General features: G+C 52.8%; 19 protein-coding genes. 7 read left to right on the top strand and 12 right to left on the bottom strand.

The window, feature by feature from the left end:
- The first annotated feature begins 2 nt into the window (after positions 1–2).
- Both moaD and IAE55_RS08940 read left to right on the top strand, forming a co-directional pair.
- On the top strand, positions 3–731 hold the full coding sequence (moaD, locus tag IAE55_RS08945; protein ID WP_145160180.1) for a molybdopterin converting factor subunit 1: 729 nt from the start codon (positions 3–5) through the stop codon (positions 729–731).
- 89 nt (positions 732–820) lie between these two features.
- Complete coding sequence (locus IAE55_RS08940; protein ID WP_145160182.1) at positions 821–1,870, top strand: HD-GYP domain-containing protein; 1,050 nt, start codon at positions 821–823, stop codon at positions 1,868–1,870.
- A 228-nt stretch (positions 1,871–2,098) separates the two neighbouring features.
- On the opposite strand, the gene sufB is transcribed toward IAE55_RS08940, so the two are convergent.
- The 6 genes from sufB to IAE55_RS08910 form a co-directional block, all read right to left on the bottom strand.
- A complete protein-coding gene (gene sufB, locus IAE55_RS08935) occupies positions 2,099–3,496 on the bottom strand; it encodes a Fe-S cluster assembly protein SufB (protein ID WP_076170496.1) in 1,398 nt (465 codons plus the stop codon).
- A 21-nt stretch (positions 3,497–3,517) separates the two neighbouring features.
- Positions 3,518–3,949 carry a Fe-S cluster assembly sulfur transfer protein SufU gene (sufU, locus tag IAE55_RS08930; protein ID WP_116232670.1) on the bottom strand — a complete coding sequence of 144 codons (432 nt, stop codon included), beginning with the start codon at positions 3,947–3,949 and terminating at the stop codon, positions 3,518–3,520.
- Positions 3,949–5,160 carry a cysteine desulfurase gene (locus IAE55_RS08925; protein ID WP_076170497.1) on the bottom strand — a complete coding sequence of 404 codons (1,212 nt, stop codon included), beginning with the start codon at positions 5,158–5,160 and terminating at the stop codon, positions 3,949–3,951. The genes sufU and IAE55_RS08925 overlap by 1 nt, the downstream gene beginning before the upstream one ends.
- Complete coding sequence (sufD, locus tag IAE55_RS08920; protein ID WP_076170498.1) at positions 5,157–6,461, bottom strand: Fe-S cluster assembly protein SufD; 1,305 nt, start codon at positions 6,459–6,461, stop codon at positions 5,157–5,159. Before sufD ends, IAE55_RS08925 begins: the two co-directional genes overlap by 4 nt.
- Before the next feature lie 25 nt (positions 6,462–6,486).
- Positions 6,487–7,269, bottom strand: a complete 783-nt coding sequence (sufC, locus tag IAE55_RS08915) for a Fe-S cluster assembly ATPase SufC (protein ID WP_105441768.1) — start codon at positions 7,267–7,269, stop codon at positions 6,487–6,489.
- Between the two features lie 616 nt (positions 7,270–7,885).
- Entirely contained in the window at positions 7,886–8,347 is a 462-nt protein-coding gene (locus IAE55_RS08910) for a Dps family protein (RefSeq protein ID WP_076170500.1), read from the bottom strand.
- Positions 8,348–8,668: 321 nt separating this feature from the next.
- On the opposite strand from IAE55_RS08910, the gene mtnK reads away from it, so the two are divergent.
- Positions 8,669–9,892 (top strand): S-methyl-5-thioribose kinase, encoded by a 1,224-nt coding sequence (mtnK, locus tag IAE55_RS08905; protein ID WP_200631775.1) that lies wholly within the window; start codon positions 8,669–8,671, stop codon positions 9,890–9,892.
- Complete coding sequence (gene mtnA, locus IAE55_RS08900; RefSeq protein WP_145136099.1) at positions 9,889–10,974, top strand: S-methyl-5-thioribose-1-phosphate isomerase; 1,086 nt, start codon at positions 9,889–9,891, stop codon at positions 10,972–10,974. The genes mtnK and mtnA overlap by 4 nt, the downstream gene beginning before the upstream one ends.
- Positions 10,975–11,095: 121 nt before the next feature.
- Here the strand turns inward: mtnA and IAE55_RS08895 are convergent, their stop codons facing one another.
- A complete protein-coding gene (locus IAE55_RS08895) occupies positions 11,096–11,398 on the bottom strand; it encodes a YunC family protein (RefSeq protein WP_076170502.1) in 303 nt (100 codons plus the stop codon).
- A gap of 216 nt (positions 11,399–11,614) precedes the next feature.
- Here IAE55_RS08895 and IAE55_RS08890 point away from each other — a divergent pair, with 216 nt between their 5' ends.
- Positions 11,615–12,145 carry a hypothetical protein gene (locus tag IAE55_RS08890; protein WP_105441770.1) on the top strand — a complete coding sequence of 177 codons (531 nt, stop codon included), beginning with the start codon at positions 11,615–11,617 and terminating at the stop codon, positions 12,143–12,145.
- A gap of 106 nt (positions 12,146–12,251) precedes the next feature.
- Here the strand turns inward: IAE55_RS08890 and IAE55_RS08885 are convergent, their stop codons facing one another.
- Entirely contained in the window at positions 12,252–12,632 is a 381-nt protein-coding gene (locus IAE55_RS08885; RefSeq protein ID WP_105441771.1) for a DUF423 domain-containing protein, read from the bottom strand.
- 231 nt (positions 12,633–12,863) lie between these two features.
- Here IAE55_RS08885 and IAE55_RS08880 point away from each other — a divergent pair, with 231 nt between their 5' ends.
- Positions 12,864–13,301: a hypothetical protein gene (locus IAE55_RS08880; RefSeq protein WP_105441772.1), complete on the top strand. Its 438-nt coding sequence runs from the start codon at positions 12,864–12,866 to the stop codon at positions 13,299–13,301.
- A gap of 49 nt (positions 13,302–13,350) precedes the next feature.
- Positions 13,351–14,202, top strand: coding sequence for a DegV family protein (locus IAE55_RS08875; RefSeq protein WP_145160188.1), 852 nt, complete (start codon positions 13,351–13,353; stop codon positions 14,200–14,202).
- Positions 14,203–14,238: 36 nt separating this feature from the next.
- On the opposite strand, the gene IAE55_RS08870 is transcribed toward IAE55_RS08875, so the two are convergent.
- From IAE55_RS08870 to IAE55_RS08855, 4 genes are all read right to left on the bottom strand, one after another.
- A complete protein-coding gene (locus IAE55_RS08870) occupies positions 14,239–15,396 on the bottom strand; it encodes a phosphodiester glycosidase family protein (RefSeq protein WP_145160190.1) in 1,158 nt (385 codons plus the stop codon).
- Positions 15,397–15,579: 183 nt separating this feature from the next.
- Positions 15,580–16,356, bottom strand: coding sequence for a delta-lactam-biosynthetic de-N-acetylase (pdaA, locus tag IAE55_RS08865; protein ID WP_076170508.1), 777 nt, complete (start codon positions 16,354–16,356; stop codon positions 15,580–15,582).
- 86 nt (positions 16,357–16,442) lie between these two features.
- On the bottom strand, positions 16,443–16,829 hold the full coding sequence (locus IAE55_RS08860) for a response regulator (protein WP_186381966.1): 387 nt from the start codon (positions 16,827–16,829) through the stop codon (positions 16,443–16,445).
- Between the two features lie 114 nt (positions 16,830–16,943).
- Positions 16,944–17,624 carry a Na-translocating system protein MpsC family protein gene (locus IAE55_RS08855; RefSeq protein WP_105441777.1) on the bottom strand — a complete coding sequence of 227 codons (681 nt, stop codon included), beginning with the start codon at positions 17,622–17,624 and terminating at the stop codon, positions 16,944–16,946.
- Positions 17,625–17,764 lie beyond the last annotated feature (140 nt).

Genomic DNA, 17,764 nt, shown 5'->3' with positions numbered 1-17,764 from the left:
AAATGCAGCTTGATATTCGATTGTTTGCCGGTCTTGCAGAACGGCTCCAAACCTCTGTTTTACCTTTGTCCGTCGAAGGGGAATCCATCACAGCCGACGGCTTGAAACAAAAGCTGACCGAATTGTACCCGGAGGCTGCCGCGCAGATCTCCGTTTCTTTTGTTGCCGTTAATCAGAATTATGCGCCGGGTGACGAGCTTATTACGGAAGGTGACGAAGTCGCCCTGATTCCGCCCGTATCGGGCGGAGACGGAGGTAGCTCAGTACAGGAAGCATCAGCGGACGGCTTATACTGTATTACCGATCAGCCGCTGTCCGTTGATGAGGTGACGTCCAAGGTGCTGGACGACAACCATGGCGCCACGCTGTCTTTTGTCGGGACAACCCGGGAAATGACGGGTGAGCAGCGCACCGTTCACTTGGAGTACGATGCGTATATCCCGATGGCACTGGCGCAGCTTGAATTGATCGGCCGTGAAATCGCCGAACGTTGGCCGGGCACACGTTGTGCGATTTCACACCGGATCGGTACAGTCGATGTGAAAGAGATCAGCGTCATCATCGCGGTATCGACCGGGCACCGGGAGGCTTGTTATGAAGCGAGCAGGTATGCGATTGAGAAGCTCAAGCAGTCCGTGCCCATTTGGAAGAAGGAAATTTGGGAGGACGGGTCGGAATGGAAGGGACATCAAAAGGGGCCATGGGACCCGACGCTCCCCCCCTCCGTCTAAGAAGAGTTCGTTGATAATCCATATTTTTCTTGCTAATATAGATTTCAAAACAATAGGTTCCAATCTGAACAATGAGGTGACGATCAGTTTTGAGAGTTCATGTCACGGAATTACGGCCCGGTGATCGGCTTCAAGCCGATACGTTTAACGATATCGGGCTTCATGTGCTCCACAAAGGGAAGGAACTGAAGCTTGAAGAGATCAGCAAGCTGATTCAACATGGCATCGCTTATGTGGAGGTTGACCCCTCCCGGCCGGATGAGCCGACCGCTTCATCACCGTTCCTTTCCGGTCAACCTGCTTCCAAGGTGGAAGAACAGGTTGGACAAGCGGTGGAAGGGTTTGAGTCGCTGTATCTGGAAGCCCTTTCGACAGGCCGGATCAACACGACCGTCGTCAATGACATTATGGAGCCGCTGGTGGACCGGCTCAGCACCCATACCGACGTGGTCTCCCTCCTCTTGTCCATCAATCCGGAAGACGAATATACATACCAACATTCCGTTCAGGTCGGCATTCTTTCCTACTACATATCTACCTGGCTCGGGTATGCTCCCGAGGAGGCCTTCGCAGCTGGAAAAGCGGGTTTTTTGCATGACATCGGCAAATGCCTCGTCCCCGCCGAGCTGTTGTACAAACCCGGCAAGCTTACGCCGGAAGAATTTGAAGAAATGAAGCGTCATACCGTCTACGGTTACGATATCATCCGAAGCTCCACCAACGATGAAATTCCCGCGCTGGTCGCGCTGCAGCATCACGAACGTGACGACGGGAGCGGCTATCCCCACCAGTGCGGCGAGCTTGAAGTCCATCCTTTTTCGCGGATTACCGCGGTGGCCGACGTGTTTAGTGCGATGACAACGAACCGTGTGTATCAGACGAAGCAGGAACTGCTGACCGTGCTCCGCGAGCTGTACAGCCTCAGCTTCGGTAAGCTGAGCCCCCGGGCAACCCAGGCGTTTATCAGCCATATGCTCCCGAACTTTATCGGCAAACGGGTCACCTTGACTTCCGGGGAAACCGGCACCATTATCATGACCAATCCGGCGGATTTCTTCCGTCCGCTTGTGAAGACCGAGGACCGGTTCATCGATCTGTCCTCTGACCGGAATATTGCCATCGATCAAATTTATATGTAACCCGTTCAATGCAAAAGAAGCCCTCAACTGAGGGCTTCTTTTTGAATGTGACGAAAAAAATACCTATCGACGGACTTTCATAAAAGACAGGCCGCGTTTATCCGGAGCTTTTCTTGCGATATAAAAGATACCGAGTCTTCGAAGTTTTTACTTTCTTATATCTAATAAGAAAGCGTGCCCGCGAAGCCGCCGTAACGGCTGCGCAGTACACGCTTTGTTTGCTTTCTATTAACCGATGGAGCCTTCCATCTCGAATTTGATCAAGCGGTTCATTTCGACCGCATATTCCATTGGGAGCTCCTTCGTGAACGGCTCGATGAAGCCCATAACGATCATTTGCGTCGCCTCGGCTTCGGTGAGTCCGCGGCTCATCAAGTAGAAGAGCTGATCTTCCGATACCTTGGATACCGTCGCTTCGTGCTCCAGAACGATGTTGTCGTTCTTGATCTCGTTGTACGGAATCGTATCCGAAGTGGACTCGTTATCCAGGATCAGCGTATCGCACTTGATGTTGGCTTTCGCGCCTTCCGCGTTGCGGCCGAAGGAAGCGAGACCGCGGTAGGTGACCTTGCCGCCGTGCTTACTGATCGACTTCGATACGATCGTGGACGTCGTATCCGGAGCCAAGTGGATCATCTTGGCGCCTGCATCCTGATGCTGGCCTTTGCCTGCAACCGCAATGGACAGCACCATGCCTTTCGCGCCGCGTCCTTTCAGCAGCACTGCCGGATATTTCATCGTCAGTTTGGAGCCGATGTTGCCGTCTACCCATTCCATCGTGGCGTTCTCTTCAGCTACCGCCCGTTTGGTAACGAGGTTGTAGATGTTCGGCGCCCAGTTTTGGATCGTCGTGTAACGTACGCGTGCGTTTTTCTTACAGATGATCTCAACAACCGCACTGTGCAGCGAGTTCGTGCTGTAGATTGGAGCGGTACAGCCTTCGACATAATGCACGAAGCTGTCTTCGTCCGCAATGATCAGCGTACGTTCGAATTGGCCCATGTTCTCGGAATTGATCCGGAAGTAAGCCTGCAGCGGAATTTCACATTTAACGCCTTTTGGAACGTAAATGAAGCTTCCGCCGGACCATACCGCACTGTTCAGTGCAGCAAATTTGTTATCGGTAGGAGGAACGACAGTCGCAAAGTGCTCTCTGAAAATTTCAGGATGCTCTTTCAGCGCCGTGTCGGTATCCATGAAGATAACCCCTTGGTCTTCCAGGTCTTTCTGCATGTTGTGATACACAACTTCGGATTCATACTGGGCGGATACACCGGCCAGGAATTTCTGCTCGGCTTCCGGAATACCCAGCTTGTCAAAGGTTTCTTTGATCTCAGCCGGTACTTCTTCCCACGTCTTTCCTTGCTTCTCGGAAGGTCTTACGTAGTACTGGATATCGTTGAAGTCCAGTTCATCCAGGTCGCCGCCCCAGCGAGGCATTGGCATTTTCTCGAACTGCTCCAATGATTTCAGACGGAATTCAAGCATCCATTCCGGCTCGTTTTTGATTTTGGAAATTTCGGTAACAATCTCACGGGTAAGTCCTTTACCGGTTTGGAATACCGCTTTATGTTCGTCGCGGAATCCGTATTTATACTCTTCTATTTCAGGCGCTTTTTTGGCCATGAGTATTCAGCCTCCCTATCGTTAGTGGTTAATGCGTTCCTCGTCAATACCTTTCCGCAGTGCATTCCAAGCGAGCGTTGCGCATTTAATGCGGGCCGGGAACTTGTTAACTCCGGACAGGGCTTCGATATCTTCGTAATCGTCAAAATGAACGTCCTCACCCTGCATCAGCGACGAAAAGCGTGAAGCCATTTCCTTCGCTTCCTCAAGCGTCTTGCCTTTGACCGCTTCGGTCATCATCGAGGCGGAGGACATGCTGATGGAGCAGCCCTCGCCTGTGTATCTGGCATCTTTGACCATGCCGTTATCGACAATAAGCTGAAGCGAAATTTTGTCGCCGCAGGTCGGGTTGTTCAGATCCACCGTCACGGCTTCATTTTCAAATTTGCCCCGATTGCGGGGGTTTTTATAATGATCCATTATGACACGCCGGTACAAGTCGTCAAGTTCCATCATCCAAAATACTCCTTTGTCTGGATTAAGGCGCTGATCAGACGATCTACATCTTGTTCGGTATTGTATAGATAAAAGCTTGCACGGGCGGTGGCACTGGCCTCAAGCCAACGCATGAGCGGCTGACAGCAGTGATGGCCTGCGCGGATCGCAACCCCGCTGGCATCCAGAACCGTAGCCACATCATGCGGATGCACATCTCCCAAATTGAAGGTGACCAAGCCCACTTTACGTACACGCGGACCATAAAGCTTCAGGCCTTCAATTTCCGATAACCGCTCGATCGCATACTTCGCGAGCTTCTGCTCATGCTCCTCGATTTGGTCCATGCCGATTTCCTCGAGAAAATCGATGGCTGCAGCAAGCCCAACCGCTCCGGCGATAATCGGGGTGCCCCCTTCAAACTTCCAGGGCAGCTCCTTCCAGGAAGAATCGTATAGTCCGACATCGTCAATCATTTCACCGCCGAATTCCACCGGTTCCATGGATTCGAGCAGCGCCTTTTTGCCGTACAGTACACCGATGCCGGTAGGACCGCACATCTTGTGGCCGGAGAATGCGTAGAAGTCGCAATCCAGATCCTGAACATCGATCTTCATGTGAGGCGTGCTCTGGGCGCCGTCCACGACCATATACGCGCCGTGGCGATGCGCCAGCTCGGCAACTTCCTTCACCGGGTTAACCACGCCCATGACGTTGGACACATAGCCCATCGCGATGATCTTGGTTTTCTCGGTGACGACTTTCTCGACTTCGGCCAAGGTGACTGAACCGTCTTCTTGTAGTTTAACATATTTCAACGTGGCGCCGGTGGCTTTTGCCACCTGCTGCCAAGGAATTAGATTACTGTGATGTTCCAGCGGGGTCAGGACGATTTCATCGCCTTCCTGGCAAATCGAGCGCCCGAACGAGGAAGCCACCAGGTTCAGGGCTGTCGTCGTTCCCCGCGTAAAAATAATTTCCTTCGTGCTCTTCGCATTAATGAACTTAGCTACCTTCTCGCGCGCGCCTTCATAAGCATCCGTTGCACGGCTTCCAAGCGTATGCACCCCGCGGTGCACGTTGGCGTTGTCATGCTCGTAATAGCGTTTGACAGCCTCGATCACAGCGAGCGGTTTCTGGGAAGTCGCCGCATTATCAAGATATACCAACGGGTGGCCGTTTATTTCCTGATTCAGGATGGGAAACTGCTCGAGAATGTCGCGGTTCATTGTCCCAACTTCCCTTCGATGACCGATTGAAGCTGCGTGCGCAGGCCTTCAAGCGGAATCTGAGATACGACCGGTGCCAGGAATCCATAGATGATCAGGGATTCGGCAACCTCGCGGGAAATCCCGCGGGACATCAGGTAGTAAATTTGTTCAGGGTTGACCTGGCCGACGGATGCAGCATGACCTGCCTTAACGTCGTCCTCGTCGATCAGCAGGATCGGGTTGGCGTCACCGCGTGCTTTCGGACTCAGCATCAGCACTTTCTCCGTTTGCTGTCCGTCAGATTTGGTCGCGCCCTTCTCGATCTTGGTGATGCCGTTGATGATGGCCTGTGCTTCTTCACGCATGACCGCACGGGTAATCATTTGGCTCTCGGAGCTCTTGCCGAAGTGGTTCGCACGAGTCGTGTAGTTCAGCTTCTGAGAACCGGAGCCTACGGCGATGATCTTGGAATCGGACGTCGATCCGTTTCCTTTCAGAATCGAGTAAGTATCGCTGGCGGTATCACCGCTGTTCATTTCGCCGACGATCCATTCCATGGACGCGTCGTTCTCGATCACAGCACGGCGGTAGCTGATGTCCGTCACGTTCGTGCCCATTTGATGAATGGTCGCAAACCGGACCTTCGCTCCCGATTTAGCGAATACCTCAACGGCGCCGTTATGAGTGACCGGTTTACCGGATGTACCCGATACATAGTTATCTACATAGGTTACAGAACTGTTCGTATCGGCAATGACCAGAATATGAGGGGCAAAGGTCGCTTCCTCGTCGTCTGTCAACAGAACGGCCTGCAGCGGTACGGATACCTCCACATTTTTTGGAACATACAGGAACACCCCGCCGTTCCACAATGCGGCATGCAGTGCGGCTACGGAGCTCTCATCCGCTGTAACAGCCGTATGAAGGTGAGCCTTAACGAGATCCTCGTGCTCCTTCACCGCCGTCGCCAGATCGGTGAAAATGACGCCTTGAGCAGCCAGCTCAGGGGACAGCTTCGTATACACGGTTCCGGAATTGCGCTGGATAATCAGGTTGCCCGCTTCCTGGTCCTTGATCAGTTCCCGAATCGATTCAGGAGCTTCAGCCAGGGATGCAATCGGGCTTACCGATTTGAAGCTTCCGTAGTTTTGAATGTCCCAGCGTTCGATTCTCGTTTTTTCGAGTTTCGGCAGCTCGAGGGTTGCCGCGAGTTCCAATGCTTTCAGACGATTTTCCGTGAGCCAGGCCGGCTCGTTGCTGCCCTTCGACAGCGCGCTCAGGCCTTCAGCGTTAACCGGAAGAATGGTTTGTGTTGTCATCTTCGTTCTCCTCCTTCCGTTATCTTTACGCTTCTTGACCTACAGTTTCGTCTTCGATGCCGAGCTCTTCCTTCACCCAATCGTAACCTTCCGCTTCCAGGCGCTCCGCCAGTTCAGGACCACCGGATTTCACGATACGGCCCTGCATCATAACATGTACAAAATCAGGCTTCACATAGTTAAGCAGGCGCTGATAGTGGGTAATAATCAAGAAACCGCGGTCGTCGCTGCGCATCGCGTTTACACCGCTGGCAACAATTTTCAAAGCGTCGATATCCAGACCGGAGTCAATTTCGTCCAGGATGACGATGTTTGGTTCGATCATCATCATTTGCAAAATTTCGTTACGCTTCTTCTCACCGCCGGAGAAGCCTTCGTTCAAATAACGATGGGCAAACTCAGGGTTCATATCGAGTTCTTTCATCTTCGCTTCCATTTGACGGATGAAACGAATCAGCGAAATTTCATTGCCCTCTTCACGGCGTGCATTGATGGCACTGCGAAGGAAGTCGGAATTGGTCACGCCCGTAATTTCGCTCGGGTACTGCATAGCCAGGAACAGGCCGGCCCGCGCACGCTCGTCAACGCCCATTTCCAGAACGTCTTCGCCGTTCAGGGTTACGCTGCCGTCCGTTACTTCGTATTTAGGATGTCCCATCAAAGCGGAAGCAAGTGTACTTTTACCGGTACCGTTAGGTCCCATGATGGCGTGGATTTCTCCGCCCTTCATTTCCAGGTTGATGCCTTTCAGGATTTCCTTGCCCTCGATTGTCGCTTTAAGTCCTTCAATGGTGAAATTAGTAGCCATATTCGTTTTTCCCTCCGTTAAATGTTTTGCCGAAATCAGAAAGTCTATTTCAACAGGGACGCGCTCCCCGATTTCAATCAATCATTATTATCAATTTGTAATGAGTCTAAATTGATTCTCAATGATTATCACAATTTTATAATAAATGGCGAATCATATCAACCGCCCCTCGTAGTAAACCTGGTGTTTCATTACAGAAACAGGCTTCGCCGCGGTTGCAGCCAAGCCTGTTTCCTTACAATATCAAATTTTTCCATGGATGCTGTTCATGACGAACGGTTTCGCGGAAGTTCTGCAGCATCCGGCAACGGAGCTATCGTTCTCATCACCAGCTGGCATTTCGTGAACATTCTGCGATATGTTATGGATTGCATTTCCACATCCAGGGAACAGCAGCATGGAGGATCCTGACAACCGCGCAGACGCTCGGATTCATGACCGGGAACAGCCGCCAGAGACCGGATCCCATTTCTCAATTTCCCGTACGTCCGATTCATGTCTGATTAATCAAAAAGGCAACGCGGTCTTATACGTTATGCCGTCAAAGGTTGATCCGGGACACAAAAAGTGCGCTGGCGGCCAGCGCACTTCCAGGCTTTCGCGAAAGAAGCATCCCTTATCCCAGGTAAGAACGGAGCATCCACATGTGCTTTTCGAGATCGCTCTTGATCTTGATAAACATATCGGCCGTCGGATGGTCGCCGGCTTCCTCCGCCAGGCTGATTCCTTCGCTCATTTCCTCGGCAACGGTGGCAAAGTCCTCGATCAGGGTCTGCACCATTTTGCGCTGGTCTTCATTGCCGGAAGCTTCCTGAATGGTTGCGATGTCCAGGTACTCCTTCATCGTCGCAGCCGGGCTTCCTTTAATCGTAAGCAGCCGTTCAGCCACTTCGTCCATTTTCAGTGTAATATCGTCGTACAGCTCTTCAAATTTCACGTGGAGGGTAAAGAAATGCTCACCCTTTACATACCAATGGTAATTATGGATTTTGACATACAGGACGTTCAGGTTCGCAACTTGTTGGTTCAGGATTTGCTCCAAAGTGGATGTTTTCGATTTGGATGACGTTTTTGCCATGAATATCCCTTCCTTTTTTAAGTATATGGCCTTCCCTCTCCATTGCCGCATACAACGGCTGCTTCGGGGTCCGGCTGGAGTTTTCGTATAAGTATGGGGAGGCTCTTCCGAGAGTAATCTGGGCTGCGTGCCTCCCTGCCCTTATCTTACCCTTCAACCCGCTGCACGAAACAATTGCCCATAAATGGCAGGGTCTTTCGTTTTCAAACGCTCTCACTGAAAAAAAGATTCAAAAGAGGTCGGCAATCCGATATACTGTTTTATAACCAAGTGAACAAGTTGGCTTTATTCGCGTTTCCTTATTATACGGAGGTGACTTCCATGTCCACATATCACCCGCTCACCGTCCAAGACGCCATTTCTCTCGTCCGCGGCATTCCGGGGCATTTCACGCCCAATGCGCAGCTGGAATGCAAAGAAATCGGTGACGGCAACCTGAACTTAGTGTTCCATATTACGGACCGGAACAGCGATAAAAGTATCATTGTCAAACAAGCCCTTCCTTATGCGAAGGTGGTCGGGGAATCCTGGCCGTTGTCCCTGGACCGGGCACGCATTGAACGCGAGGCGCTTCAAGTGCAGTACCGCCTGTGTCCCGGACTGGCACCGCAGGTGTTCTCCTACGACGATGACCTGGCGATAACCGTCATGGAAGACCTGAGCGACCATACGATTATGCGCAAAGGGCTGATCGAAGGACAAGCCTATCCGTTGTTTGCCCGCCATATCGGCGAATTTACGGCCAGAACGCTGTTCTATACCTCGGATCTGTACCTGAACCCGCAGGAAAAGAAAGAACAGGTACGTAAATTCATCAATCCGGATCTGTGCAAAATTACCGAGGATTTGATCTTTGACGATCCATACCGGTTTTCCGATAACAACAACTACCCGGACTATCTGGAGGATGAGGCGAAGGAGCTGCGGGAGAACGGCAAGCTCCATCTGGAAGTCGCCCTGCTCCGTGAAGCCTTCCTGACCCGGACCGAAGCGCTGGTTCACGGCGACCTGCATACCGGCAGCATTTTCGTCACACCGGAATCGACCAAAGTGATTGACCCCGAGTTTGCCTACTACGGGCCGATGGGCTTCGACCTCGGCGCCGTCATCGGCAACCTGCTGCTGAACTACGCTTCCCGGCCAGGCTGGGATGCCGCAGAATCGGAGGTTCTCGGCAATCAAGAGCGTCTTCTGCGCATGGTTTCGGACGTATGGTCCGAATTTGAAATCCGCTTCCGCAAGCTGTGGGATGAGGATGCAAGGGACCCGCTTGCGAAAGCACCCGGCTACCAGGACGCCTACGTGGCCAAAGTACTGCGGGATGCCTGCGGATTCGCCGGCTGCAAAATGATCCGGCGCATCGTCGGCTTGTCCCATGTGGCCGACATCGACACGATCGCGGACGTAAAGCAGCGGGAGAAGGCGCAGCGTACGGCGCTGGCTATCGGCAAACAGCTCGTTCTATTCAACCGGACCATCCAGTCCGGCGAAGACATCGTCCGGCTGGTGAAGGAAGCCGAGCCGCTTAAAGGAGCCGTAAAATGAGTAATGACAACCAAGAACAAACACAACGACGCAGCGAACCGTTAACTTCCGTCCAATGGGGCGGCGACAAGCTGATCCTGCTGGATCAGCGCCTGCTTCCGGACGCCATCGTCTATCTGGATTTATACACGCCGGAAGAAGTGTGGGAATCGATCCATGCGATGAAAGTCCGGGGCGCACCGGCCATCGGCATCGCCGCCGCTTACGGCGTGGTGCTCGGGGCGCGCCAGTATGGAGGCGTCGATGCCGCCGCCTGGGACGACCATGTCGTCAAGGTCAGCGCCTATCTGGCCACCTCGCGGCCGACGGCGGTCAATCTGTTCTGGGCGCTGGACCGGATGAAAGGGAAAGCGCATGAGTTGGCCGGCCGGGGAGGCAGCGTTGCCGACCTGAACGAGGCCCTGCTGGCCGAGGCCAACGCGATTCAAGCGGAGGACGAGGAAGTGTGCCGCCGCATCGGGGAGAATGCACTGCCCCTGTTCCGGGACGGCATGGGCGTGCTCACCCACTGCAATGCAGGCGGGCTGGCTACGGCCAAATACGGAACGGCGACCGCGCCGATGTATTTGGCCCAGGAACAGGGCATACAGCTGAAAGTGTATGCCGATGAGACGCGACCTGTGCTGCAGGGCGCGCGGCTGACGGCCTTCGAGCTCCAGCAGGCCGGAATTGACGTGACGCTGCTCTGCGATAACATGGCAGGCATGGTCATGTCCAAGGGATGGGTGCAGGCGGTGATCGTTGGCACCGACCGGGTGGCCGCCAACGGCGACGTCGCCAACAAAATCGGCACCTACAGCCTGGCCGTGCTGGCAAAGGCCCACGGCATTCCGTTCTACGTCGCCTGCCCGTTGTCGACGATCGATCTGAACACCCCTACAGGGGACAACATCCCGATTGAAGAGCGACCCGCTGAGGAAGTCACCGAGGGCTTCGGGAAGAGAACCGCTCCCGAAGGCATCAAGGTCTACAACCCGGCGTTTGATGTCACGCCTCACGAATATGTAACAGCCATCATCACGGAAAAGGGGATCGTCAAAGCGCCGTTCGCCGAGAACCTCGCCGCTCTTTTCCAAGCTTAATGAGCATGGCCAATGTGGCTTCGTTTCGGGCTAGTGTCTCTAATCGCCGAAATGCCACCGGCTCAGCCAGCCCTGCCCGGGCTGGCTTTTTATTGCTTTCCAGTCGGCGGCCGTGAGGCCATTACACCATTTTTAACAGAGCTTCATGCCCTGGCATGCCCGGAACGATTCCGAGCGCCTCGGCCTCGGTCGTCACCGACTCCAGCGGCGCTTCAAGCAGCTCCTGCAGCGTTTTGACGCCGACAGCACGGCCCGCAATGATTTTTCGCTCCGCCAGTCTCGTGTTAAGCAGGCCTACGTCCAGCGCCCCGCACATAATGTACCCTTTCGGCGAGTTGATCGTGAGCAGCGTCGTCTTGGGCAATTTGACCTCTACCCCAACAAAGCTGTGGCCCCCGACGGTAATCGGCACCATGGTCACCATTCAGCTGTACACCTCCCCAGGCGTGATATCCATCCAGCATCATTGTATTCGCCCTGGTGAGGGGGTGACTGTGCGGACGTCCATAACCAAAATGCGCCGAAATAAATAGGAAGAAAGTTGCTTTCCACTCCGACATTAGGACTATGATTCTATTCACATTCATGATATTATTTAATCACTTTCATATCTAATTTGAACGTATAGTTTGGGGGATCCATGGACAACAATCAATCCAATGACGAATCGGGTTTTTTATTCAACGTCGACATCTTAGTGAAAAGTCCCTCTAATGCCCTGGCGCTTCAAGAACTCCTCGGCATGCTGAACGGCAACGGGCATATTGCGGATTTTCGCATCAAATCGGGAATTGAACTGGGGCGGTTGATTGAATCGATGCTTCAGGACAAGCGCAAATCTCTCCTTTCCAAAGAAGAGCCTTCCCATCCGTCCGTTCCCCCTGCTCCGATCAAGGAAGCGGAGCTGCGTACAGCGGCCGTGGGGAAAAATGCAAAAAGCCAGCCGCCCCGAAACCCGGTGCATGGCGGTTCGGACATTTATGATTGGATTCAGGTATACATCCGTGACAACCGGCTGATCCGGCTGACGGCCAATCGGAGCGGGCAGCACATTCATATGCCGTGCCGGATCCTGAATTATGATGAGGAACACCAGATGCTGAACGTATATCACGTGGATGAGAAACAGGTTTATACCTTTAAGCTGAACGAAGTGGACGAGGTCATCTAGTAGGATAAGGATGCCGTTTCTCCGAAGCTTATAACACTAAAACAAGCCCGTCCCGGCTCACTAAGCCGAAGACGGGCTTTCTTCTGTTCTCCTCCGGTATGGAGGGTCAGGATCGTCTGCGCGATGCGGCTTCCGCAATCAGGCAGATCCAGCCGATGATGAAGGCAACGCCTCCAAGCGGCGTAATGGCGCCAAGCACTTTGATCCCGGTGATGGCGAGAACATACAGACTTCCGGAAAACAGAATGATCCCGGCCAGCAGCAGCCATCCCGCCCAGGCCAGCTTGCGCGAATCCCCCCATAACCCCGCAACGACCCCAATCAGTATGATCCCCAAGGCGTGCGCCATATGATATTGAACCCCAGTTTCATAAACCTTCATCGCCGACTCTCCGACGATAGGTTCCAGCATGTGGGCTCCGAATGCTCCGATCACCACGGACAGCATCGCCATCAGGGCGCCGGTCAATATAAATTTGCGCTGCACATCGACAACTCCTTTGGATGTTCCTAATCTATATAGATTGAACTAAAGCCTGTTAAAATATGATTTTCTTCAGTTCATTCTATCTACTAACAAACTGTTAACTATTTTAACCGATCGGACACCGCCTTTTCCACCACCATGGCACAAGACTGCCCAAATCAGCTTGATTTTTACGGGATCTTATGGAAAAGTAAGAAGCATATCTATCGATTCGAAGGAGAGAGTGATTTCATGGATTCAAACCAGCCTCCGCACCAGCCGGACGGATTCCAGCAGAACCCGGGGCCCCATTCGCCCCATGCTCAGTTCGTTCCCCCTGCTGCGCTGAAGCATTCCGGGCCCGGCATCGCATCCTTTGTCATGGGCCTGGTCAGTTTGCTGGGTTATATCATCAGTGCCGCGGCAGCAGGCGCCATTATGGCTCCTTATCTCGAAGAAGGCATGCTGGACGGTCCGAATTCCAATGCGGTCCTTGGCCTCGGTGTTGTCGGTCTGCTGATGATCGCACTGGTTCTCATCAACGTGGTCGGAACGATTCTGGGCATTGTGGGGACGGCCATCAAGAACCGCAAAAAGATCTTTGCCATCATCGGGCTTATTGTGAATGCCGTCATCGTGCTCAGTATCGGCTTGTTCTTTATATACTTCATGGCCTCTGCCGCAGTCTAGCAAACTTTACCCGCAGTCCAGCAGTCTATTAGAAGAAAAAGGTGATCTTATGTCTCAAGTCAAAATATTTGCCGACAGCACATGCGACCTTCCTCACGATTGGATCAAAGCCCATGACATCGGCGTTATTCCGCTGTACGTTACGTTCGGGGACCAGAATTACAGGGACGGCGTCGACTTAACGACACCCGAATTGTATGCCAAGGTGGAGCAGACGGGCAGCCTTCCCAAGACGGCCGCTCCGTCTCCGTCCGATTTTATCGCGGCATTCACCCCGTTTGTGGAAGAAGGACGGGATATCGTTTATATCAGCCTGTCGTCCGAGCTATCCTCGACTTATCAGAACGCGCTGATCGCAGGTGAGGAGTTCCCGGAGGGACGAATCACGGTCGTGGATTCACGGAATCTGACCACCGGCATCGGCCTGCTGGTCATGAAAGCGGTGGCCGCGGCAGAACAGGGGAAAAGCGCCCGTGAAATCGCCAGCATCGTGGAGACCGTTAAGCCGCTCGTAGAGACCGAATTCGTCATTGATTCGCTGGAATATCTGTACAAGGGCGGACGCTGCACAGGCATGCAGAACCTCATGAGCAGCCTGCTCAAGATCCGGCCGGTCATCAAAGTGATCGACGGTAAGATGACTCCGGCCTACAAGGTCCGCGGCAAGCGGGAAAAAGCCCTGGAGCAGATGGTCAACAATGCGCTGGACAAGAAGGACGAGATGGACAACGATCTCATCTTCGTCACCCATTCCATGGCGGCAGAGGACGCGGAAGCGATCAAAAGGCTGCTGGAACAAAAAACCGGCGCCCGCGAGGTTGCCCTCTCGGATGCCGGCTGCGTCATTAGCTCCCACTGCGGTGCCAAAACGATCGGAATCATTTATTCCAAAAAAGCCTGATTTTCAGGCTTTTTTTCTTTTATATATAAACGATTCCTACTTCTTCGAAGGGTCGATATCCCTCGGATTGAGGCCCGCCCATATATTCGGGATGTCCGCCTGCTCGGGGTGTTCAAACACCAGAAACGCGGTAGGCAAATACCGTTCCCCGTATTCCGATGACGGTTTGTTCACAATTTCATTATCTTTGACGAGGACGGTGGAGGATCCTCCGTCCAGATTGGCAGCGATCACCGCCCCGTGCTTCAGCATGATCTGCTGGACATCGTATAAATTGGCTCCGACGCTGTACGTCGGCTGTCTTCCGTCAATGACGACAAACAGGATGGCCCCGTCCTCACGCTGGCCCATGGCGGTCCGCGGCGCGATGCCCCAGCCTTCGGCGGCATTCTTTATGAGCCCTTTGCCGTTGACGATGATCCGCGGCTGAAACGTCACCGCTTCCTGAACCCCCATCCGATCCAATTCCTTCAGCGAATAGTTGCCGGCGATCATTTTGCCGTCCCGGTCAATGCCTACCACCTGGGTGGTCGCATTTTTTCCCAATCCGTTGTAATACAGCTTCCCCTGCGATATGACGATGCCGATCGGCTTAAAGCCATTCCCTTTCCAGTTCGGGTCGGCGAATCCGCCTCCGTTCACGCCGGCAATCGCGCCGTAGCGCTTGACCATGCTCGAGACCTTCTCGCCTTTGCCGCGCTTTGCGGGAACGCCCAGACGGATTTTTTTCGGATCGTGAACGGTCATTACATACCCGTGATACCCTTTACCCGAAACTTCCTCAATCTCCACAAGGGGCGGCTTCTCCGTCTCCTTGCCGGCTTCGGCGGAAGCTGTCTGGGTTTGCACCGGCAGCTTGATTTGGTGCGTATCTTTTTCGACGCCCATGGCTTCAAACCGCTTGTTGTATTCCGCTACGCGCTTGTTCAGCTCGTCCTGCCCAATAATATATTTCGCCAAATAGCGATGCTGTGTCGTTATGAGCGTATCCGCTATCAGGTAACGAAAATGATTGCCGGATACCGTCAGGAACAACCACGCGGCCGCCGCGGCACCGACCAGAACCAGGCTCCAGAAGAAGCGTATGCTGAACCGACGGAAACCTCCCCTTTTCTTTTTCCTTTTCTGTGTCCCTTTTGGAGCGGACCGTTGGTTTCTTACGCTTGAACGTTTGGGCAGCGATGCTTGCTCCATGGTTACTTCCCCCATCTCATGAACTCGGGTCCTAAGTCCCACGTAGAATAGACGCGAAATCAGGGAGGAAGGTTTCATATATTCGGGCATTATCAACAATTTTATTCAAATATTTTCCATTACCGCTGCCGTAAAGCACAAAAAAACGCCAAGGCACATTGGCCTGGCGTCTTCCTATTCGGATTAGTAAGTGGGCCGCTTCAGTTGGTCCAAGCTTTTGAACTCATAGCCCTGCTTACGGGCATCGTCGATGATCCGGGCCAGCGCCTCCGTGTTATCCTTCGAAATGGAGTGCAGCAGAATGACCGCCCCCGGATGCAGCTGAGCCATCACTTGACGGTAGGCATAGTCAGCCCCCTTCTGATCGTTCACGTCCCAGTCCTTGTACGCTACGGACCAGAATACCGTCGTATAACCTTCAGCGCGTGATGCCGCAAGCGTGCGGTCGCTGAAAATCCCCCGGGGAGGACGCACGTATGCCATCTCCTTCTGGCGGGTCGTCCCGGTTACGCTCTGCTTGACCTTATCCAGCTCTTCCTTGAGCTGCGCGTTGGAAATCTGGGTCATATCCGGATGCGTCCAGGAATGATTGCCCACCAGATGGCCCTCGGTGACCATCCGGGTTACGAGCTCCGGCTTGTCCTTTACATAATGTCCCGTCAGGAAAAAGATCGCCGGCACTTTCTTTTCTTTCAAAACATCCAGTATTCTAGGGGTGAACCCGTTTTCATACCCGTTGTCAAACGTCAAATACAGCTCTTTCTGGGTTGTATCCCCCAGGAAAATTGCACCGTTCTTCTGCAGAATGTCTTTAAAGCCTTCTTCGTTGATGGAAGGAAGCTGACCGTTCCTGCTTTTCTTAAAGCCAAAATGATAAGGGCTGTCCGCAGCCGCTGTCTCCTGGAAAAATCCGCAGCACAGTAACAGTGCGGCAACCGCAGCAAACGCAAAACGCTTCATCTTGAAATTTCCCCCTGCGTTGGATTATAGGCTACTCAAAGCTATAACGTAATATGCCACATCCGATGCAAAGTTATGTGATATTTTCAAAATGGCAGCGGCCGGAGAATGGAATCGATCACCTGAATAAAGTGCTTAATGTAGAATGGCTTCGTAATGTATTCGATAAAACCTGCCTGTCTCCCCTTGGCGATATCCGACGCCATCGCATAAGAGCTGACGGCCACCACCGGGATTGCCCTTGTCTTCTCATTGGCCTGGAGGCAAGCTAGAGCATCGTATCCACTCATTCCGGGCAGCTGGATGTCCATGATAATCAGATCGGGGCATCTGGCCGTGGCGATCTCTACCGCTTCCTCCCCCGTACAGGCCTCCCACATGGTGGCGTTAGGAATTTTTTTGAAAATATGCCGCATGAGAGACATATTAATTCCGTCGTCCTCCACACATAAAATGTCATAATTGCTCTTCATCTTTAAACCTCCTACCATGAAAAAAAGCCAAAGAAAGAGCGTTCCAGCTCCTTCTTTGGCTTATGTTCAGCTCATGTTCCAATCATGTCTGACCCATTACCGCCTGGTGACCGCCTAATCCTGGAATGTGCAGGCGATCACGCTTTTATCCCTATTAAAATCCCAGTCCACGTAAAAATCGGCCAGGGTCCGGCCCAAAATTCCCCCCAGCTGGGTTTCTTCCTCAAAATACCGCTTCTCAAGCTTTCTCTTGGTTGTCCGCAATACTTCTTCAAAACCGGTACTGATTAATTCCTTCTCGATCAGAATCAGAATTCCTTCCCGGACGACAATTAAAGTTTTGGGGTTCATCCACCAGGAGTACACCTTCCTGGGAACCTTCTGGACGATACCGGTGATCCGGTTAACTTCATTATGTAGAGCTTCCCGACCCGCATAATCCTCGGCTTCGATGGTCTGGTCTGCCTTAAGTCCGACAATGATCCCCGAAGCGTTATGTAATCCCCAGTCGTAGTATACCTCTTCCAAACGGATGTCCATTTCCTTCTCCAAATACGCCTTCAGTTCAGGAAGCAAAGACTCCATCAGCAGCTCGCGGGTATATCGGAAAGCTTTCTCCTCTTCCTTGTTTAACAGGAACTTCTCGACCGGTCCGATGAAATTGCGGATATGGAGTGCGATCGCATAGTTCCCGACGGAGACGTGCACCGATTCCGGCCCTTTGCCGAACCTGTCCCTTAACAGCTTGCCGGTAAATGCCGCGATTTGGTTGGTGTGATTGGCTGTATACAACATGACAGCTCTCTCCTTCTCATCATAGTGCAACGCTTACGTTAATTCAATTGATTTCATCTTGCGTCATTATTAAGAGGTATATACCCAAAAAGATACCGGGCGCAATCAGGTGCGTCCGGCTCATTCCTTCCATCCATGGG

Source organism: Paenibacillus sp. S28 (genome assembly GCF_016624415.1).
Taxonomy (GTDB): Bacteria; Bacillota; Bacilli; order Paenibacillales; family Paenibacillaceae; genus Paenibacillus_AQ; species Paenibacillus_AQ favisporus.
This window is presented reverse-complemented; position numbering and strand designations above follow the sequence as displayed.